This window comes from Streptomyces narbonensis, from assembly GCF_014649015.1.
Lineage (GTDB): Bacteria > Actinomycetota > Actinomycetes > Streptomycetales > Streptomycetaceae > Streptomyces > Streptomyces narbonensis.
This window is the reverse complement of record NZ_BMSF01000003.1, coordinates 523,812-542,521: the sequence shown is the minus strand read 5'-3', so window position 1 is coordinate 542,521 and position 18,710 is coordinate 523,812. Positions and strand designations below refer to the sequence as shown.

General features: G+C 73.5%; 18 protein-coding genes. 7 read left to right on the top strand and 11 right to left on the bottom strand.

Going from position 1 to position 18,710, the window contains the following annotated elements; all coding sequences use genetic code 11:
* Window positions 1-117 precede the first annotated feature (117 nt).
* Entirely contained in the window at window positions 118-552 is a 435-nt protein-coding gene (locus IE124_RS08445; RefSeq protein WP_189506387.1) for a ricin-type beta-trefoil lectin domain protein, read from the bottom strand.
* 153 nt (window positions 553-705) lie between these two features.
* Between IE124_RS08445 and IE124_RS08440 the strand changes: the two genes are divergently transcribed.
* On the top strand, window positions 706-1,029 hold the full coding sequence (locus tag IE124_RS08440; RefSeq protein ID WP_189506385.1) for a nuclear transport factor 2 family protein: 324 nt from the start codon (window positions 706-708) through the stop codon (window positions 1,027-1,029).
* Window positions 1,030-1,103: 74 nt separating this feature from the next.
* Here the strand turns inward: IE124_RS08440 and IE124_RS08435 are convergent, their stop codons facing one another.
* Window positions 1,104-1,847 carry an SDR family oxidoreductase gene (locus IE124_RS08435; RefSeq protein WP_189506382.1) on the bottom strand — a complete coding sequence of 248 codons (744 nt, stop codon included), beginning with the start codon at window positions 1,845-1,847 and terminating at the stop codon, window positions 1,104-1,106.
* Between the two features lie 77 nt (window positions 1,848-1,924).
* A complete protein-coding gene (locus IE124_RS08430) occupies window positions 1,925-2,920 on the bottom strand; it encodes a Gfo/Idh/MocA family protein (protein WP_189506380.1) in 996 nt (331 codons plus the stop codon).
* 84 nt (window positions 2,921-3,004) lie between these two features.
* Between IE124_RS08430 and IE124_RS08425 the strand changes: the two genes are divergently transcribed.
* From IE124_RS08425 to IE124_RS08415, 3 genes are read left to right on the top strand one after another with little or no spacing between them, the layout of a single operon-like run.
* Window positions 3,005-4,294, top strand: a complete 1,290-nt coding sequence (locus tag IE124_RS08425; protein WP_189506449.1) for a multidrug effflux MFS transporter — start codon at window positions 3,005-3,007, stop codon at window positions 4,292-4,294.
* A 36-nt stretch (window positions 4,295-4,330) separates the two neighbouring features.
* On the top strand, window positions 4,331-4,798 hold the full coding sequence (locus IE124_RS08420; RefSeq protein WP_229832267.1) for a hemerythrin domain-containing protein: 468 nt from the start codon (window positions 4,331-4,333) through the stop codon (window positions 4,796-4,798).
* A 57-nt stretch (window positions 4,799-4,855) separates the two neighbouring features.
* Complete coding sequence (locus IE124_RS08415) at window positions 4,856-5,839, top strand: small ribosomal subunit Rsm22 family protein (protein WP_189506378.1); 984 nt, start codon at window positions 4,856-4,858, stop codon at window positions 5,837-5,839.
* Between the two features lie 18 nt (window positions 5,840-5,857).
* On the opposite strand, the gene ddaH is transcribed toward IE124_RS08415, so the two are convergent.
* Complete coding sequence (gene ddaH / locus IE124_RS08410; protein ID WP_368858277.1) at window positions 5,858-6,688, bottom strand: dimethylargininase; 831 nt, start codon at window positions 6,686-6,688, stop codon at window positions 5,858-5,860.
* Between the two features lie 231 nt (window positions 6,689-6,919).
* Between ddaH and IE124_RS08405 the strand changes: the two genes are divergently transcribed.
* Window positions 6,920-7,699 (top strand): bifunctional DNA primase/polymerase, encoded by a 780-nt coding sequence (locus tag IE124_RS08405; RefSeq protein ID WP_189506377.1) that lies wholly within the window; start codon window positions 6,920-6,922, stop codon window positions 7,697-7,699.
* A 30-nt stretch (window positions 7,700-7,729) separates the two neighbouring features.
* Here the strand turns inward: IE124_RS08405 and IE124_RS08400 are convergent, their stop codons facing one another.
* The 7 genes from IE124_RS08400 to IE124_RS08370 form a co-directional block, all read right to left on the bottom strand.
* Window positions 7,730-8,767, bottom strand: coding sequence for an SCO2278 family lipoprotein (locus IE124_RS08400; RefSeq protein ID WP_189506376.1), 1,038 nt, complete (start codon window positions 8,765-8,767; stop codon window positions 7,730-7,732).
* Window positions 8,724-9,605 (bottom strand): iron uptake transporter permease EfeU, encoded by an 882-nt coding sequence (efeU, locus tag IE124_RS08395; protein WP_189506373.1) that lies wholly within the window; start codon window positions 9,603-9,605, stop codon window positions 8,724-8,726. Before efeU ends, IE124_RS08400 begins: the two co-directional genes overlap by 44 nt.
* A gap of 27 nt (window positions 9,606-9,632) precedes the next feature.
* Window positions 9,633-10,901 (bottom strand): iron uptake transporter deferrochelatase/peroxidase subunit, encoded by a 1,269-nt coding sequence (gene efeB / locus IE124_RS08390; RefSeq protein ID WP_189506371.1) that lies wholly within the window; start codon window positions 10,899-10,901, stop codon window positions 9,633-9,635.
* Between the two features lie 40 nt (window positions 10,902-10,941).
* On the bottom strand, window positions 10,942-12,099 hold the full coding sequence (gene efeO, locus IE124_RS08385) for an iron uptake system protein EfeO (RefSeq protein ID WP_189506369.1): 1,158 nt from the start codon (window positions 12,097-12,099) through the stop codon (window positions 10,942-10,944).
* Window positions 12,100-12,254: 155 nt separating this feature from the next.
* The gene (locus IE124_RS08380) at window positions 12,255-13,178 is read right to left on the bottom strand and encodes a heme ABC transporter ATP-binding protein (RefSeq protein WP_229832265.1); all 924 of its coding nucleotides are present in this window, start codon (window positions 13,176-13,178) and stop codon (window positions 12,255-12,257) included.
* Entirely contained in the window at window positions 13,175-14,266 is a 1,092-nt protein-coding gene (locus IE124_RS08375) for a FecCD family ABC transporter permease (protein WP_189506367.1), read from the bottom strand. The genes IE124_RS08380 and IE124_RS08375 overlap by 4 nt, the downstream gene beginning before the upstream one ends.
* Entirely contained in the window at window positions 14,263-15,279 is a 1,017-nt protein-coding gene (locus IE124_RS08370) for a heme/hemin ABC transporter substrate-binding protein (RefSeq protein ID WP_229832263.1), read from the bottom strand. Before IE124_RS08370 ends, IE124_RS08375 begins: the two co-directional genes overlap by 4 nt.
* Before the next feature lie 145 nt (window positions 15,280-15,424).
* On the opposite strand from IE124_RS08370, the gene IE124_RS08365 reads away from it, so the two are divergent.
* Entirely contained in the window at window positions 15,425-16,873 is a 1,449-nt protein-coding gene (locus IE124_RS08365) for an HtaA domain-containing protein (RefSeq protein ID WP_189506364.1), read from the top strand.
* 112 nt (window positions 16,874-16,985) lie between these two features.
* Window positions 16,986-18,659 carry an HtaA domain-containing protein gene (locus IE124_RS08360; protein ID WP_189506362.1) on the top strand — a complete coding sequence of 558 codons (1,674 nt, stop codon included), beginning with the start codon at window positions 16,986-16,988 and terminating at the stop codon, window positions 18,657-18,659.
* Window positions 18,660-18,710: the final 51 nt, after the last annotated feature.

Here is an 18,710-nt window from a genome sequence, read left to right as displayed (position 1 = left end):
GGCGAGCTCGGCTCCAAGTTCCTCGCGGACATCGCCGCGGTCCTGGAGCAGCCGAAGCGCCTCGTCACCTGGGCCTGACCTGACCGGGGGGCCGTCGGGGCCCTCGCCCGAGTCGTCTCAGGCGAGGACCTCGATCCTCCACTGCGGGTCGCGGTCGTCCGTCCGGACGAACACCCGCTTGGGGAGCTGCGAGCGGTCCTCGAAGAGGTCCCGCCCGAGCGCGAAGCCGTTCTGGTCGATGACGTAGACCCCGTCCCGGAGGTCGTCGAGGCCGGCGACCGTCCTGACGCCTTCCTCGGTGACCCGCTGGAGGCGCCAGACGGAGGCGGGGGAGTCGTCGGGCCGGACGGCGACGGGGGCGCGCTCGACGCCCTCCGCGACGACGGTCTCCTCCGTGCCCTTCACGGTGAGCCGGAACCCGCCGGCCTCGGGGCTCACCGCCCATTCCGCGTACTGCTCCGGCTGCGCGAGCAGGCCCACCATCCGTCCGTCCAGGACCCCGACCGGAGCCTCCTTCGCGTACAGCCTGACGACCTTCACGATGTCCGACATCGTGCCTCCTGTGCTGAGTGCGGCAGTTGCCCCGATCCTGCCCGCACGGACCTGGCGCGGGCCAGCGAACACGCAGGTGCGTACGAGCGATCCGCGGCCCGCGTACGGCCGTGGTCACCGGGCCGGACGCGCCGACGGGTGTACGGCTAGGGCATGACGATTCCCGTGAACCAGCTCACCGACCCCGCCGTGCGTGCCTTCGTCACGGCCCTCAACGCCAACGACGAGACCGCCTTCGCCGCAGCCCTGGCGCCCGGCGCGACCATGTCCGACGACGGCTCGGAGCGCGACCTGGGCCAGTGGACCGACAAGGAGATCTTCTCCTCGCGGGGGCACATGAACGTCGAGTCCGAGGCGGACGGCGGACGCGTCCTCGTCGCCCGCTACCGCAACGACACCTGGGGCGAGATGCGGACCAAGTGGCAGTTCACCGTCGAGGGAGGAAAGGTCGCCCGCTTCGAGACGGGCCAGGCGTAACCCCCGCCCCACCGTCGGCCGGGGCCCCCACCACGTGTCCAGGGCCTGTCCTGCGGATCAGGGTCGGACAGGCCCTAGCCCCGGCCGATGTACGGCATCGACGTCGCCATGACCGTCGCGAACTGCACGTTCGCCTCCAGCGGCAGTGCCGCCATGTGCACCACCGTCGCCGCCACGTCCGCCGCGTCCATGACCGGCTCCGCCGCCAGCTGTCCGTTGGCCTGGAGGATCCCGCTCTGCATGCGGGCCGTCATCTCGGTCGCCGCGTTGCCGATGTCGAGCTGACCGCAGGCGATCCGGTACGGGCGCCCGTCGAGCGACAGCGACTTCGTGAGGCCCGTCATGGCGTGCTTCGTCGCCGTGTACGCGATCGAGTGCGGGCGCGGCACGTGAGCGGAGATCGAACCGTTGTTGATGATGCGCCCGCCCTGCGGCTGCTGCTCCTTCATGGCCCGGAAGGCCGCCTGCGCGCAGAGGAACGCGCCCGTCAGGTTGACGTCGACGACCGCGCGCCAGGTCTCCGGGTCCAGGTCCTCGACGGGGACGCCGCCGCCGGCGAACGTACCGGCGTTGTTGAAGAGCAGGTCGACCCGGCCGTAGCGGTCGCTCACCGCCGAGAAGAGGGCCGCCACCTCGTCCGCCGAGGTGACGTCCGTGGGGACGACCAGAAAGTCCCCGGCCGGCGCTGCCGCCGCCGTCTCCTCCAGGGTGGCCGCCCGGCGGCCCGCCAGGGCCACCGACCAGCCGGCCGCCGCCAGGGCGAGGGCCACACTCCGGCCGATGCCCGAACCCGCTCCCGTCACCACTGCGATGCTCATGGGCGCGCAGCGTACGCGAGACGCGTGCCCTGTGAACTCATCCGTCCGACACGTGGATGCCCCGTCCTCCTACCGGGTCAGTGCGCGCCCCGCTCGGAGGGATAGCGAACGCCGACGCGCTCCCGTACGGCGTCGAGCGTCCGCATGACCGCGAGCGAGCCGTCCAGCGGCACGAGCGGCGACTCCGTCGCGCCCGCCCGCAGGCAGCGCATCACCTCGGCGGCCTCGTGCCGGAAGGAGTGCGGGTCGTCGCCCGCCAGGAACTCCTCCGGCTCCCGGCCGTCGCGGTGCAGCGTGAACCGCTCGGGGAAGAAGAAGCCGCGCGGCACCTCGATCCGGCCGAGCGTGCCGGTCACGGCCGCCGTCAGCGGGGTGTCCGCGACGAGCGAGCAGGACAGCAGCGCCGAGGCGCCCGAGTCCCAGCCCAGCAGCATCCCCGTGTTGAGGTCGACGCCCTCCGGCGAGATCAGCGCGTGTGCCTGGACGGAGTCCGGCTCGCCGAGCAGCAGCTGCGCGAACGACACCGGGTACACCCCGAGGTCGAGCAGCGCCCCGCCGCCCACCGCCGGGTCCCGCAGCCGGTGGTCGGCGGCGAAGGGGCCCGCGAGCCCGAAGTCCGCCTGGACGGTCCTGACCTCGCCGACCGCCCCGTCCCGCACGAGTTCCGCGAGCCGCCGGACGAGCGGGTTGCAGTACATCCACATGGCCTCCATCAGGAAGAGGCCGCGGTCCCGGGCGAGGGTGACCAATTCCTCCGCCTCGCGGGCGTTGAGCGTGAGAGCCTTCTCGCAGAGCACCGGCTTTCCCGCCTCCAGGGCGAGCCCGGCCGCCTCCCGGTGGGCGTGGTGCGGCGTCGCCACGTACACGACGTCGACGTCCTCGTCGGCGAAGAGCCCGGCCCATTCTCCGTACGCGCGCGGGATCCCGAAGCGGTCCGCGAAGGTCTTCGCGGACGCCTCCGTGCGGGACGCCACCGCCACGACCTCGGCGCCGTCGAGCGTCAGGAGGTCCGTCGTGAACCGCTCCGCTATGCCGCCCGTCGCCAGGATTCCCCAGCGCACCGTTCTGCTCATGTTTCCCCACCCGTCCCACAGAGGTCTCGACCATGCCGATCGAGCTGAGAGCATAAGCAAGGATTCAACGAAATGGAGCAGTCGATGCCGGAGAGCGGTCAGAAAACAACACAAGGGAACATATCCGAGAGCGCCTCGGTCGCCCCGGCAGGTCCCGTCACCGCCGCCCGGCGCGTGGGGCTGCTCGTCACCCTCGTCCTGGGCGGACTCACCGCCCTGCCCCCGCTCTCCATGGACATGTACCTCCCGGCGCTTCCGGAAGTCACCGGCGCCCTCCACGCACCGGCCGCCACCATCCAGCTCACGCTCACCGCCTGCCTCGCCGGCATGGCGCTCGGCCAGCTCGTCGTCGGCCCCATGAGCGACAAGTGGGGCCGCCGCCGGCCGCTCCTCGCCGGCATGGTCGTGTACGTCCTCGCCACCGCCGTCTGCGCCCTCGCGCCCACCGCCGAACTCCTCATCGGCTTCCGGCTGCTCCAGGGCCTCGCGGGCGCCGCCGGCATCGTCATCGCCCGCGCCGTCGTCCGCGACCTCTACGACGGCGTCGAGATGGCCCGCTTCTTCTCCACCCTGATGCTGATCTCCGGCGTCGCCCCGATCGTCGCGCCCCTCATCGGAGGCCAGATCCTGCGCGTCACCGACTGGCGGGGCGTCTTCCACGTCCTCACCGTGATCGGCATCCTGCTCACCCTCGTCGTCTGGCGCTTCCTCGGCGAGACCCTGCCCCCCGAGCGGCGCCACGAGGGCGGTGTCGGCCACGCCCTGCGCACCATGCGCGGACTCCTCGCCGACCGGGTCTTCGCCGGCTACATGCTGACCGGCGGCCTCGCCTTCGCGGCCCTCTTCGCCTACATCTCGGCCTCGCCGTACGTCGTCCAGGAGATCTACGGCGCCTCACCGCAGACCTTCAGCCTCCTCTTCGGCCTCAACTCGATCGGCCTCGTCGTCGTCGGCCAGATCAACGGCAAGCTCCTCGTCGGCCGCGTCAGCCTCGACAAGGTCCTCGGCTGGGGCATCGGCACCATCCTGCTCGCCTCCCTCGCCCTGGTCCTCATGACGACCGGCGTCTTCGGCGAGGTCGGACTCGTGCCCGTCGCCGCCGGACTGTTCGTCCTCATGTCCGCGATGGGCCTGGCCCTGCCGAACACCAACGCCCAGGCGCTGATGCGCACCCCGCACGCGGCCGGCTCCGCCTCCGCGCTCCTCGGCACCTCCTCCTTCCTCGTCGGCGCGATCGCCTCCCCGCTCGTCGGCATCGCGGGCGAGCACACGGCCGTCCCGATGGCCGTCGTCCAGCTCGCCTGCGCCGCCCTGTCCCTCACCTGCTTCCTGGGCCTGTGCCGCCCCTGGCGCGCTGCCGCCCCCACGTCCTAGCGCCGGTGTGGCACCGGGCCGGGCCCCATCCGCAATGTGACGATCAGCCCCATGTGCCACTACTGCGGATGCCGTGAGATCCCCCTGATCAAGGAGTTCATCGCCGAGCACGAGGCGATCACCGACCTCGCCGGGGACGCGGTCCGCGCGCTCGACGCGGGGGACCGGGAGGGCGCGCGGACCCTCGTGGAGCGGATGGCCGTGCTGCTCCTCGCCCACTGGTCGGGCGAGGAGCGCGGCCTCTTCGCCGTCATGCGCGAGAACGAGGAGTACACGGCCTACGTCGACGCCCTCGCCGCCGAGCACCGGGAGCTCGCCGCCTTCCTCGCCCGCCTCGATCTCGGCTCGGACGCCCAGCGGGCCGAGTTCGTCCGCGCCGTCGACGAACTCCACGACCACATCGCCAAGGAGGAGGACGGCCTCTTCCCGGCCTCCCTGACCGAACTCACCGGCGAGCAGTGGAACCGCTCCTTCGACGCCTGGCGGGCCGTCCACGCCCGCTGACCACCGGGCTGCCCCGGGCCCCCCGTGAGCGGTCGCCCCGCCGCCTAGACTGTCTCGGTGAACGTCTCCCCTCCCTCCGCCGAGTCCCTGCGCGCCGCCCTCGCCGGGCTCCTCGACGGGCTGCCGCCCACCCAGGCGGCCCGCGCCGTCGAGCGGCTGATCGCCAACTACCGGGGCACCACCCCGACGGACGCCCCCGTGCTGCGCGACCGCTCCGACGTCGCCGCGTACGCCGCGTACCGCATGCCGGCGACCTTCGAGGCGGTACGGGGCGTCCTCGACGCCCTACGGGAGGCGGCGCCCGACTGGGCGCCGGCCACGCACACCGACGTCGGCGGCGGCACCGGCGCGGCGAGCTGGGCCGTCGCCGAGGCCTGGGAGGAGGCGCCGCCCCGGACCACCGTCCTCGACTGGGCCGAACCCGCCCTCGCGCTCGGCCGCGAGCTGGCCGCCGGCGCCCTCGACGCCGAGTGGCGGCGCGAGCGGATCGGCACCGCGCTGCGGCTCGCGGACACGGACCTCGTCACCGTCTCGTACGTCCTCAAGGAGCTCACCGAGGCCGACCGCACGGCGCTCGTGACCGAGGCGGCGCGCGCCGCGCAGGCGGTCGTGGTCGTCGAACCCGGCACCCCCGACGGCTACGAGCGGATCATCGCCGCCCGCACGCTGCTGATCGACGCCGGATTCACCGTCGCCGCACCCTGCCCCCACAGCGGGGCCTGCCCCATCGCGCCCGGCACCGACTGGTGCCACTTCTCGGCCCGGGTGAGCCGCTCCTCGCTGCACCGCCAGGTGAAGGGCGGCTCCCTGCCGTACGAGGACGAGAAGTACAGCTACGTCGCCGCCACCCGCTTCCCGGTGACCCCCACACCCGCCCGCATCACCCGCAGGCCGCAGATCCGCAAGGGCCTGGTCCAGCTCGAACTCTGCGGCCCCGACGGGCTCGCCCGGGAGACGGTCACCAAGCGTCGCGGGCCCCTGTACAAGCAGGCCCGCGACGCCGACTGGGGCGACTCCTGGCCGCCGGAGCAGGACGCCTAGGGGGTGTCGTCACATTCCCTAGGGCCTGAGCTCCTGCGTGCAGCACTTCACGCTGCCGCCGCCCTTCAGGAGCTCGCTCAGGTCCATCCCGACGGGCTCGAAGCCACGCTGCCGCAGCGGCTCGAAGAGGCCCACCGCCGCCTGCGGCAGCAGCACGTGCTGACCGTCGCTCACCGCGTTGAGACCGAGCGCCGCCGCGTCCTCCTCCGTCGCGATCAGCGCGTCCGGGAAGAGCCGGGCCAGCACCGCGCGACTGCCCGGGGAGAAGGCGGCCGGGTAGTACATGACCTCGTCCCGGGCGTCGTCCAGGACGCACAGCGCCGTGTCCAGGTGGTAGTAGCGCGGGTCCACCAGCTCCAGACCGATCACCGGCCGGCCGAAGAACTCCTGCGCCTCCCCGTGGGCGAGCGGGCTGGAGCGGAAACCGCGCCCCGCCAGGATCCACGAGGCGGTGACGGCGAAGTCGCCCTCGCCCTCGTTCACATGCTCCGGAAGCCGGACCGCTTCCTCAGGCCAACCGTTCCTGCGGAACCAGGACAGGTGGGCGGCGGCCTCGTCGGACCGCTCGGCATGGGCGAACCTCGCGCCGAGGACCCGGCCGCCGACGACCGTGGCGCCGTTCGCCGCGAAGACCATGTCCGGCAGCGCCGGGTCGGGCGTCAGGAGCTCCACGGTGTGGCCGAGCGCGCGGTACCGGTCGCGCAGGTCCTCCCACTGGGCCAGGGCCAGCGGCAGGTCGACCGGTTTCGTGGGGTCCATCCAGGGATTGATCGAGTACGTCACCGAGAAGTGCGCGGGTGGGCACATCAGGTAACGGCGGGGCGAGGACGTGCGCGGAGTGGGGCGCAAAGAGGGCTCCTCACGAACGGGCGGACGGAAGAACCGAAGATCGGTGGACCCATGGTCCGCCCTCGGCGCGCCCCGCGCTGTGGACCGTTCGGGTGGTTCCTCGCACCACCCCCTCCGGCGCGCCCCGCGCCCCGTTTCCGCACCCCGCTTTCACACTCCGGTCACCCGGGGCGCAGGATGGTGGGACCATGGGCAGAGCCGAACGGGCGAGCATGAGCTGTGAGGGGATAGATGGGCGACGGTATCGGCCGCTACCGCGGCACGGAGAGCAAACTCGCACAGTGGCTGCGCAGGCGCCCGAAACGCACCGCGGCCGACGCGGAGAACGACCGCGAGAAGCTGCTCCTGGCCACCGCCGCCGCCGGGCTGCCCCTGGCCCCCGCCGCGTATCCCGTCGGCTACAGCTGTTCGTGTGAGCGGATCGGCTGTCCCACCCCCGCCCGGCACCCCGTCTCCTTCGCGTGGCAGACCCAGTCGACCACCGACCGCGCCCAGATCGAGCGCTGGGCGCGGAACGAGCCCGAGGCCAACTTCGTCACCGCCACCGGAATGGTCCACGACGTCCTCGACGTCCCGCTGGCCGCAGGCCGCGCCGCCCTGGAGCGTCTGCTCGCGGAGGGCGTCGAGGTGGGACCCGTCGCCGAGTCCGCCGACGTCGACCCGGTCGGCGGGCGCATGCTCTTCTTCACCGCCACCCGCGGCACCCCCGAGGACGAGGACGAGTGGTGGCCCTGTGAGCTCGACTGCCACCCGGAGACCATGGACGAGCATCCGGGGCTGCGCTGGCACTGCCGCGGCAGCTACGTCCTCGTACCGCCGGCCCGGCTGCCCGGGGACGAGGACGCCCACCCGGTCGTCGCCTGGGTCCGCGGCCCCGAGCACCCGCTGCCGGACCCGCTGAACCTCCTGGAGACCCTCACCGACGCCTGCGCGCGCCACGCGGCCGCTCGGGAGGCCGAGGGCGACGGGGAGCACACGGCCCACGAGATCGCCTGGCCGCTGACCCGCTGAGGCGGGCGGGGGACCAGGCCTCGCGCGTTCCTACGAGCCCACCGCGCCGACCACGCCCTGGAGCCGGCCCGCGATCGTGACCCCGTCCCGGTCCGTGCCCGCCGGCTTCACGAGGACCACCTGGTTCGACACCCACTCCTTGGTGACGGTGTTCTTCACCGTGCCGGTCAGCAGCGCCTTGACGTCCGGGCCGACCTTCGGCCGGTAGCCCTGCGCCGCCGTCTGCCGCTCGAAGTACCGGGTCGCGAAGAAGACGAACGCGCCGCCGTCCTTCGTCCGCAGCCCCAGCGGGGCGAAGTCCCCCTGGTCCGCGACGCGGTCGATGTACTGCGTGGCGAGCCCCGGCCGCTTCGCGCCCTTCTGCCGCTCCTCGCGCCACAGCGAGGTGTGCGGGCCCGCCGCGTACGGCCCCGGCTTCCCGTCCTGCAGACAGGCCACGTACTGCGCCCCGAGGTCCTCGGGCGCGACCGCGACGGCGTCGCTGTCCGCGGCGACCGGCACCGCGTACCCCTCCTCCTCGGCGAACTCGGGCACCACCTCCGGGCTGACGACCACCAGGTGCGCGACCTCCCACAGCTGCTCGGGCCCGTTGCGCACGAAGGCGAGGAGCCAGCGCTGGTCGGCGCGGCCCTGGTCGACGTCGCGGTTCGAGTCGGCATCCGCGACGAACCAGCGCGGCCAGCCCGCCTTGCGGGGCACGACGAACCGCGCGTCGGTCAGTTCGAGGGGCTGGTGGTTCGGGTTGCCGCCGGGGCTCGTGACCGCCCGCGAGCGTAGCCCCGCCTGGTTGATGGCCCCGAGCGGACCGGTCACGCGGCCCGCGTCCAGGGCGGGGTCGTGGGCCTTGTCGGCCCGGTTGTAGGCGGCGGTGAAGTCGGCGAGGGCCTGCGCGGCCTCGTCCTTCGTCACCGCCGGAAGCAGCGCCGTCTCGCCGTGGACCGTCACGCAGCCGCTCGCGGTCAGCGCCAGCACGGTCGCCGCGGCGGTGGCCGCCAGCGCCCTCACCGGTCGTGCCGCGAGACGCTCAGCCGTTCGTCTCGGCGCTCGCCTCAGCCTCAGCCTGCTCATCGATCGCCTTCTGCTTCTCCACCCGCACGGACGGACCCGACCCTATCGGGGCCAGGAACAGTGCGAGCGTCGGGACCAGATACAGCGCCCACACCGTGACCTGAAGGACCGTCGGGTCCGGCTGGAAGTTGAAGACGCCCTTGAGGAGCGTGCCGTACCAGCTGTCCGGAGGGATCGTCGCCGAGACGTCGAAGGCCTTGTCCGCGAGCCCGTCGAGGAAGCGCGCTTCCTGGAGGTCGTGCACGCCGTACGCGAGAACGCCCGCCGCCACGACGACCAGCATCCCGCCGGTCCAGGTGAAGAACTTCGCCAGGTTGATCCTCAGCGCGCCCCGGTAGAACAGCCAGCCCAGCAGTACCGCCGTGAGGAGGCCGAGGACGACCCCCGCCAGCGGCGCGTACGAGCCGTCCGACGACGCCCGTACCGAGGCCCACACGAAGAGCGCCGTCTCCAGGCCCTCGCGCCCCACCGCCAGGAACGCGGTCGCGACCAGCGCGCCCGTCCCCATCCGGAGCGCCGCGTCCAGCCTCCCGTGCAGCTCGGCCTTCAGGTGCCGGGCGGTGCGCCGCATCCAGAAGACCATCCAGGTCACCAGGACGACCGCGACGATCGACAGCGTGCCGCCGAGCAGCTCCTGCGCCTCGAAGGTCAGCTCCTGGGAGCCGAACTCCAGGCCCGCGCCGAAGGCCAGGGCCACCCCCACGGCCACGCCGATGCCGATCCAGATCGGCTTCAGCGCGTCCCGCCGGTCCGTCTTCACCAGATAGGCGATGAGGATGCAGACGACGAGGCTGGCTTCGAGGCCCTCGCGCAGGCCGATCAGATAGTTACCGAACACGTCGGTGCTCCTTCTCCGTCAGCTCCGTCAGGAGAACAGCGCCCGGCCCCACCAGTCGTCCCTGTCCCGGACGCCCGGCGGGACGGCGAACAGTGCCGAACCCACGTGCTGGATGTATTCGTTGAGGGCGTCGGCGCGGCCGAGCGAGGTCTGCACCGGGATGAAGCCGGTCCGGACGTCCTTCTGGTAGGCAAGGAAGAACAGGCCCGCGTCCAGCCGGCCGAGGCCGTCCGTGCCGTCCGTGAAGGAGTAGCCGCGCCGCAGGATCGTCGCCCCGCCGTTGGTGTCCGGGTGCGCGAGGCGGACGTGCGAGTCCGGCTTCATCGCCTTCAGGAACGGCTCGTCGTGCTCCTTGGCCTTGCCGACCGGGGCGCCCTCGCGCTTGTCGCGGCCGAAGATGTCCTCCTGCTCGCCCAGCGGGGTGCGGTCCCAGGTCTCGACGTTCATGCGGATGCGGCGGGCGACGAGGTACGAACCGCCGTCCATCCAGGCCGCGGAGCCCTCGGCGTCCTTGCCGGAGACCCACACGTGCTTCGCGAGCCGCTCGGTCTCGGTGCCCGCGATGTTGCGGGTGCCGTCCTTGAAGCCGAAGAGGTTGCGCGGGGTCTGGGCGTCCGGGGTCGTCGAGGACGTCTTGCCGAAGCCCAGCTGCGACCAGCGGACCGCGACCTTGCCGAAGCCGATCCGTGCGAGGTTCCGGATGGCGTGCACGGCGACCTGCGGGTCGTCCGCGCAGGCCTGCACGCACAGGTCGCCGCCGCTGCGCGCCGGATCCAGGTTGTCGCCCGGGAACTTGGGCAGCTCCACCAACGCCCCGGGCCGCTTGCCCTCCAGCCCGAAACGCCCGTCGAAGAGCGTGGGGCCGAAGCCGATCGTGAGGGTGAGACGGGAGGGCTTGAGGCCGAGGGCCTCGCCGGTGTCGTCCGGCGGCGCCTCCGGCAGCCCGCCGTACGCGCCCTCGCCGACCTCGGCGCCGGCCGTCATCCGCTCGGCGGCCCGCGTCCAGTCCTTGAGGAGCTGGACCAGCTCCGCGCGGTCCTTCGTCTTCACGTCGAAGGCGGCGAAGTGCAGCCGGTCCTGGACGGCGGTGGCGATGCCGGCCTGGTGCGGGCCGTGGAAGGGCACGGCCCCGCCGGTGTCGGCGACGGGCGCGGTGCCCCCGCCGTCCCGGGCCAGTGCCACGGCGCCGCCCGCCGCGGCGGCGCCGAGCGCGAGCCCGGCCCCGCCCCAGCCGATGACCGTACGGCGCGAGGGCGCGGCCCCCGCCGTCGACTGCTCCTGGGCCTGTTCCGACATGCTCCCCGTCCCCGCTCTCTCGACCGTGCGTTCCCGACCCTTACTTGACGACCGCGGCGGCGAGCTTCGAGAGCGGCTCGGCCAGCGCGTTGACGCCGTCCGAGAGCTCCTTGCGCTCGGGCTCGCCGACCTTCTCGTACGAGGTGAAGACGTAGCTCGTCTTGTCCGTGCGGTACTTGTCGAGCAGCGCGTTCAGCGCGGCGAACTGCTTGTCCAGCTCGGCGACCAGCTTCGGGTCGTTCTTCGTGGCGACCGGCTTGAGCAGGTCGAAGGACTTCTGCGCGCCCTCGACGTTCGCCTTGAAGTCGACGAGGTCGGTGTGGGAGTAGCGCTCCTCCTCGCCGGTGACCTTGCCGGTGGCGACCTCGTCCAGGAGCTCCTTGGCGCCGTTGGCCATCGAGGTCGGGGTGATCTCGGCCTTGCCGACCCGCTTCACCCAGTCCGCGAGGTCCTTCTCCAGGGTGTCCGCGAGCTGCTTCTCGGCGGCGCCGAGCTTCTTGTCCTTCCAGAGCGCCTTCTCCAGGCGGTGCCAGCCGGTCCAGTCCTTCGCCGGGTCCTGGCCCTCCTCCAGACCGTCCTCGCGGACGTCGACCTTGGGGTCGATGTCACCGAAGGACTCGGCGACGGGCTCGGTGCGCTCCCAGCCGATGCGGGACTCGGCGTAGGCCTTCTTCGCGGCCTCGATGTTCCCGGCGCGGACGGCGTCGGTGAAGACCTTCACCTTGGGGAGGGTCGCGTCGGCCTGCGCCTGGACGTACTGGCGGTAGGCGGCGACGGCGGCGTCCATCTCCGGGGAACGCTTGGCGCTCGCGGCGCCGGCGCCGGTGAGCTTGACCTCCTGGCGGATGCCGTCGCCGACCATGCCGGGCTTGCAGGCGATCGTGTAGTCGCCGGCCTTGATCTCGGCGGTGATGGTGGCCTTGGTGCCGGGGCCGATGTTCTCGCGCTCGGTGACGATCCGGTCGTCCGGGTGGAGGACGTAGACCTCGGTGACCTTGGAGCCGCGGTTCTCGACGGCGAGCGTCACGTGGCCGGCCGGGAACTCCTTCTTCGACACCTCGCAGGAGTCGTCCTTGGCGATCACGGTGACCGCGCCGTCCGCTCCCTTGGCGTCGCTCTTCTCGGCGCAGCCCGTGACGGCGGTCAGGGCTGCCGCGGTCGCGGCGGCGGTGACGACGGAGAGGCGGACGGCTCGCATGGGGACTCCAGGAAAGCGGGGGACAGGGGTGAGGCGGACCTAACTTAACCGAGGCTTACCTCAGTCATACCCGCCCGTTCCGTGATTCAGCTCTCAGCTCCGCGGGGCCGGACACGGGCGGGTCACAGGCTCTCCATGGGGTCCTCATGGCGGGGTCAAGGGCCGGTCAAGGAGGCCGAATTGTCCGGGTCGTGGAGGTGTGGCGACGCCGGATCCCGGTGCGGACCCGACCGCACCGGTACGACGAGGGGGACCCCGGTCCGCGGGTGCGGGAAGACCTCCACCGGCTGCCGGTAGACCCGGCTCAGCACCTCCGCGTCCAGCACCTCCGAGGGCGCCCCGGCCGCCTCGATCCGGCCGCCGTGCAGGACCGCTACCCGGTCCGCGTGGGCGGCGGCGAGCCCGAGGTCGTGCAGCACGACCACCACCGCGTCCCCGGCCGCCGCGCGCTCCCGGCAGACCCGGAGCACCAGTTCCTGGTGGCGCAGGTCGAGCGCCGCGGTCGGCTCGTCGAGCAACAGGAGCCCGGTCCGCTGGGCCAGGACCCGGGCCAGCGCGACCCGGGCCCGCTCACCGCCCGACAGCGCGGAGAACGGCCGCCCGGCGAAGGCCTCGACCTCGGTCGCCGCCATCGCGAGCGCGACGGCCGCCTCGTCCTCGTCCTCCCGCTCGGTACCGGCCCAGGGCGCCCGCCCCATCCGGACGACCTCGGCGACGGGGAAGGGGAAGGTGAGCGCGGCGGCCTGCGGCAGCACCGCCCGGCGCAGGGCGAGTTCACCCGCCGTCCAGCCGCCGGCGGGCCGCCCCCCGATCCGTACCTCCCCGGCGCCCGGGGCGAGATCGGCGGCGAGCGCGGCCAGCAGCGTCGACTTCCCGGCGCCGTTCGGCCCCACCAGGGCCAGCACCTCCCCGGCCCGCACCCCGATCCCGACGCCGTCGAGCACCGCCTGCCCGCCGAGCGCGACCCGCAGCCCGACCGCCTCGGCGACGAGCTCGCCGCGCGCGGCGGGGGAGGGGAGGGCGCGGGTGCGCCGGCCCGGGAGCAGTGCCTTCCAGCGTGCGGATCCCATGGAAGTCATGCCCAACCACCTTGCCTGCGACGGGTCCTGCGCAGCAGCCAGAAGAAGAACGGGCTGCCGAGGAGGGCGGTGAGGACGCCCAGGGGGAGTTCGGCCGGGGCCGCGACCGTGCGGGCCGCCAGATCGCCGGCCGCCAGGACGACCGCGCCGCCCAGCGCGCTGCCCGGCACCAGGAAGCGGTGCCCGGGGCCGTTCGCCATCCGCAGCAGGTGCGGGACGAGCAGCCCGACGAAAGTGATGATCCCGGCGACCGCCACCGCCGCCGCGGTGAGCAGTGCCACCACCAGGACCAGCGCGATCCGCAGCCGCTCCACGTCCACGCCCAGGTGCCGGGCGGGCCGTTCGCCGAGCGCGAGCAGGTCGAGCCGGCGGGAGTGGAAGGGGGCGACGGCCAGACCGAGGAGCGCGCAGGGCAGCACGGCGAGGACCTTGGGCCAGGTCGCCTGGGCGAGCGAGCCGAGCTGCCAGAAGGTGATCTGGGTGATCTGCGCGTTGTCGGCGAAGAAGAGGAAGAGGCCGATCAGCGCGCCCGCGAAGGCGTTCACCGCGATCCCGGTGAGGATCAGGGTCACGACCTCCGTCCGGCCCCCCGAGCGGGACATCGCGTACACGAGCAGCACGGTCGCCAGGCCGGCGACGAAGGCGCAGACGGTCACCGTCCAGTTCCCGAGGAAGGTGAGCCCGAGCGCGATGGCGCCGACCGCGCCGACGGCCGCACCGGCCGAGATGCCGATGACGCCCGGCTCCGCGAGCGGGTTGCCGAACACGCCCTGCATGAGGGCGCCCGCGCAGCCGAGCGAGGCGCCGACGAGGACGGCGAGGACGACCCGGGGGAGCCGGATGTTCCACAGGACGCTCTCGGCCGTGCGGTCCAGCGCGTGCCCGCCGAGCCCGGTCCGGTGCTGGACGGAGGCGAGGACGTCGCCGAGCGGGATCTCGTACGCGCCGATCCCGGCGGAGAGGAGGGAGAGGAGGAGCAGGGCGGCGAGGAGCGAGACGGTCAGGACGGTGGACCGCCCGCGGCGCCGGGCGGGAGGCCGCGCCGCCGGGGGTTCCGGCGTGGCGGGGGCCTCCACGAGCGCCGTCACTTCTGCTTCCCGTACAACTGGCCGACCAGGGACTTCAGGACCTGGTCGGTGCGCGGGCCGTAGTTGAGGAGGACGCCGTCGTCGACGGCGACGACCCGCTTGCCGGCGCCCGCCGGGGTCTGGGCGACGCCAGGGAGCTCCACCAGGCCCTCGACCCCGCCGACCGATTCGAGTCCCTTGCGCATGACGAGGATCGCGTCGGGCGCGGCCTGCGCGAGGGCCTCGCTGGTGAGCGGGGTGAAGTCCTTCGTCAGTCCGGACTCCTTGCCCGCGTCGACCGCTCCGGCCGCTTCGAGCAGGGAGCTCGCGCCGGACTCGGCGCCGCCCAGCAGATAGACGGCGGCGGAGCCGCGGACGTAGAGGAAGGCGACCCGGGGCTTCTCCTCGCGGGCCGGGATCCCCTTCCGTACGGCGTCGATGCGCTGCCGGGTGCGCTCCCTGAGCGTGGTGCCGGAGTCGCGTACGCCGAGGGCGGCGGCGACCGCGTCGATCCGGGTGCCGACGTCCGCGAGCTCCTTGGCGGGCTTCACCACGACCAGGGGGATGCCCGCGTCCCGGATCTGGGCGACGGCCTCGGCCGGGCCGGTGGTGGACTCGGCGAGGACGACGGTGGGGCGCAGCGAGAGCACGCTCTCGGCGGAGACGTCGTGGGCGCGGGTCACCACCGGGAGGTCCGCGGCCTGTTCGAAGGTGGCGGTGATGTCGCGGGCGACGACCTTCCCGCCGAGGCCGAGGGTGAAGACGATCTCGTTGAGGGAGCCGCTGAGCGGGACGATCCGGTCGGCCGAGGTGACGGTGACGGTACGCCCGTCCGCCGAAGGGACGGTGACGGGCAGTCGGGGCCCGGCCGGGTCGGCGAGCGGCTCGACCCGGTCGGGAGTCGTGGCGGTCCTGGCGGAGGCCGGGGCGCCCGGACCGCCGCTTCCGTGGCCGCTGCCGTCACCGCAGCCGGTCGCCGTGAGGGCGAGGGCGAGCACTGCTGTCAGCGCTCCCGCGAGGCGAGTTCTGCGCACCGGGCACCGTCCTGTCAGTCGATCTGTGGCGTTCTGCCACGTTCTGCCGTGCTCTCGGGCCGGAGAGGTTCCGGCCGAGGCTCGATGTAGCTTAGGTTAGCCTTACCTCACTTGCTAGCCCGCGATGCCCCCTGGAAGGGATCCCATGCCGCTGTCCAGACCCGCCCGCGCGCTCGCCGTGAGCCTCCTCACGGCCCTGCTCTCGGCCCTGATCCCGGCCTCAGCCGCCCACGCGGAGAGCCGCACGGTGCAGGGCGGCCGGCTCGACTGGGGCATCAGGTCCTCCTTCCAGAGCTACGTCACCGGGCCCATCGCGCAGGGCAGTTGGGGCCTCACCGGCGGCGCCGCGACGGTCGGCGGCAGCCAGTTCCGCTTCCACTCCGCGCAGGGCTCGTACGACCCCGCGACCGGCGCCTTCGAAGCCGCCTTCGCCGGCGGCGTCCGCTTCACGGGCCACCGGAGGGCGGACGGCACGAACGAACTCGACCTCACCGTCAGCCGCCCCCGGGTCGTCGTCCAGGGCGGCCGCGGCACCCTCTACGCCGACATGGCGAGCAAGGCCAAGGGCAGCGGACGCATGAGCGTCAGAGCGCAGGTGCCGCTGGCCGACCTGAACCTCGGCGGCATCGACATGCGCGGCGGCGGCAGCCCCGTCGCCCTCAGCGGCGTGCCCGCCACGCTCACCGCGCAGGGCGCCGCGGCCTTCGCCGGCTACTACCCGGCCGGCACCCAGCTCGACCCGGTCAGCCTCACGGTCGACGTCCGGTCCCCGAAGCCCACCGCGCAGAGCACCGCACAGACCCCCCGCCCGACGGCCGAAGCGACCGCCAGGCCCTCCACGAGCCCGACGCCCACGGCGAGTTCACCCGGCAGCGCGGCGAGCCCCGGCGCCCTGAGGACCGCCGCCGTCGACTGGGGCGTCCGCCGGACCTTCCGCGAGTACGTCACCGGGGCCATCGCCCAGGGGAAGTGGACCCTCGCCGGCGGCGCCCAGGACGGCGGCGCGCTCTTCCGCTTCCCGGACGGCAAGGGCACGTACGACGCGCGGAAGCAGACCCTGGACGCGGCCTTCGCGGGCAGCGTCCGCTTCACCGGCGCCCACCTCGACCTCACGCTCGCCAAGGTCACCGCGAAGGTGACCGGCGGCAAGGGCACGCTCAGCGCCGACGTCACCAGCGCCGGGACCACCACGAAGGCCGTGCCCCTCGTCACCTTCACCGCCCCCGACTTCGCCCCGAGGAACGGCCTCGCCGCCGTCACCGAGGCCCCCGCCACCCTCACCGAGGGCGGCGCCAGGGCCTTCGGCGGGATGTACCAGGCGGGGACCGCGATGGACCCCGTGTCGCTCGCCGTCACGTTCGACGCCACGGCGAAGCTGCCCGCGCTCCCGGACCTCGGCAGTGACGCGAAGCCCGAGCCGAGCGCCTCCGCGACCACCGTCGCCCCGTCGGCACCGGCCGCTCCGGCCTCCGCCACGGCCGCCACCGACTCCACCGGCACGTACGTCGCGATCGGCGCTGGTGTGTTCCTCGCCGCCGCGCTCGCGGTCCTCGTCGCCGTACGCCGTCGCCGTACCGGTACCCGCACGGACTGACCCCATGGGCTTACCCCTGCCGCGTACCGCCCTCTCTCCCGTACCGCCCCCACGCCCCGCCCCGCGCGCACCCCCTGCGCCGCCCCCGAGCACCAGCTAGGAGAACCCCGACATGGCCACCCCCCTGCGCCGATCCGTCACCCTGGCAGCCGCCGTCGCCACGGCCGCCGCCCTCGGCACGGGCGCCGTCGCCCTGGCCCTGCCCGCCTCGGCGGCCGACGCCCCGCCTCCGATGACACTGAGCGACGGCACCCTGGACTGGGGCATCAAGCAGTCCTTCCGCACGTACCTGGCGCAGCCCTTCGCGCACGGGAAGACCACACTCGAAGGCGGCGCCGAGCAGGCGGCGAACAACGGCGTCTTCACCTTCGTCGACGGCACCGGCACCTACGACACGTCCACGCACGCCACCGCCAACTCCTTCAAGGGCGGTGTCCGCTTCGAGGCCCACTCGGGCGCCCTCGACATCCGGATCTCCGACGTCCGGCTGACGACCAAGGGCTCGGCCGCGCCGACCGGCGAGATCCTCGCGGACGTCGTCACCAAGGAGAAGGACGGCAGCGTCAGCACCCGCGACGACATCGCCTTCGCGGCGCTCGACATGAGCCGCGTCCGGCCGGCCCAGGGCGCGGGCGGCGCCATGGTGTTCAAGGACATACCGGCGAAGCTCACGAAGGACGGCGCCGCCGCGTTCGGCGGCTTCTACAAGGAGGGCGACGAACTCGACGCCGCCACGCTCACCGTGAAGGCGGGCGCCCGGCCGACGACCACGCCCCCGACCACCGAGCCGACGACGCCGCCGCCGACCACCACGCCCCCGACGACCCCGCCCGTCACGCCGACGACGACGGCGCCGACGTCCCCCGCGCCCACCACCACGGCACCGACGTCCCCGGCCCCCACCACGACGGCCCCGACGCCCCCGGCCCCGACGACCACCGCCCCCACCACCGCCCCCACGACGCAGCCGCCGACCGACCCCGCCGCCGGCGTCGTCGACGGCCGGCTCACCTGGGGCGTCAAGCAGAGCTGGCAGCGGTACGTCGGCGAGATGTGCGGCGGCACCGTCACCGCCTCCGGCGGCGCCGTGAAGCGGGGCACCGCCTACGACTTCGGCTTCGTCAAGGCCGACCTGGACGCCGACGCCCGCAAGGCCGAGGCCGCCTTCTCCGGCAAGGTCGCCTTCGTCTGCGCCGCGCACGGCATCGAATGGACCGTCTCCGACCTGGAGGTCAGGGCGGAGGGCACCACCGGCACCCTCACCGCCGACGTCACCAGCGCCACCGGCGAGAAGAACGACGACGTCGCCCTGGTCGACCTGGACCTGTCCAAGGCCGACTGGACCGTGACCAAGGGGCTCGTCACCCTCGCCGACCTCCCGGCGAAGCTCACCGCGGCCGGCTCCGCCACGTTCAGCGCCCCGGGTGCCCGGGGCGGCTACCCCGCGGGCACCGAGATGGACCCGGTGACCGTGACCCTCGCCGCGGACAAGGACGCCGCACTGCCCGGGACTTCCGGCGGCTCCTCCACGACGGACGGCACCGGCACCACCGGCACCACCGGCGGCTCGGGTTCGGCCGGCGGTTCGTCCACCACGGGCGGCGCCGGGACCGTAGGAGGCGGGGGCACGGTAGGCGGCTCCGGTTCGGTCGGCGGCGGCTCCGGCGCCCTCGCGGCCACCGGCTCGGGCACCCCGACCGGCCTCCTCCTCGCCGCCTCCGGCCTGATCGCCGGCGCGGGCGCGGCCGTCGTCATCGCGGTCCGCCGCCGTGCCCTGGAGTCCTGAGCGGCACCCCCTCTACCGCCACCCCCCAACAGGCAGGGCCGCACCCGATGA

Coding starts and splice junctions, on each gene's coding strand:
- IE124_RS08445 (WP_189506387.1), bottom strand. CDS start 552: ATGTCGGACATCGTGAAGGTCGTCAGGCTGTACGCGAAGGAGGCTCCG.
- IE124_RS08440 (WP_189506385.1), top strand. CDS start 706: ATGACGATTCCCGTGAACCAGCTCACCGACCCCGCCGTGCGTGCCTTC.
- IE124_RS08435 (WP_189506382.1), bottom strand. CDS start 1,847: ATGAGCATCGCAGTGGTGACGGGAGCGGGTTCGGGCATCGGCCGGAGT.
- IE124_RS08430 (WP_189506380.1), bottom strand. CDS start 2,920: ATGAGCAGAACGGTGCGCTGGGGAATCCTGGCGACGGGCGGCATAGCG.
- IE124_RS08425 (WP_189506449.1), top strand. CDS start 3,005: ATGCCGGAGAGCGGTCAGAAAACAACACAAGGGAACATATCCGAGAGC.
- IE124_RS08405 (WP_189506377.1), top strand. CDS start 6,920: ATGGGCGACGGTATCGGCCGCTACCGCGGCACGGAGAGCAAACTCGCA.
- IE124_RS08400 (WP_189506376.1), bottom strand. CDS start 8,767: ATGAGCAGGCTGAGGCTGAGGCGAGCGCCGAGACGAACGGCTGAGCGT.
- efeB (WP_189506371.1), bottom strand. CDS start 10,901: ATGTCGGAACAGGCCCAGGAGCAGTCGACGGCGGGGGCCGCGCCCTCG.
- efeO (WP_189506369.1), bottom strand. CDS start 12,099: ATGCGAGCCGTCCGCCTCTCCGTCGTCACCGCCGCCGCGACCGCGGCA.
- IE124_RS08380 (WP_229832265.1), bottom strand. CDS start 13,178: ATGACTTCCATGGGATCCGCACGCTGGAAGGCACTGCTCCCGGGCCGG.
- IE124_RS08365 (WP_189506364.1), top strand. CDS start 15,425: ATGCCGCTGTCCAGACCCGCCCGCGCGCTCGCCGTGAGCCTCCTCACG.
- IE124_RS08360 (WP_189506362.1), top strand. CDS start 16,986: ATGGCCACCCCCCTGCGCCGATCCGTCACCCTGGCAGCCGCCGTCGCC.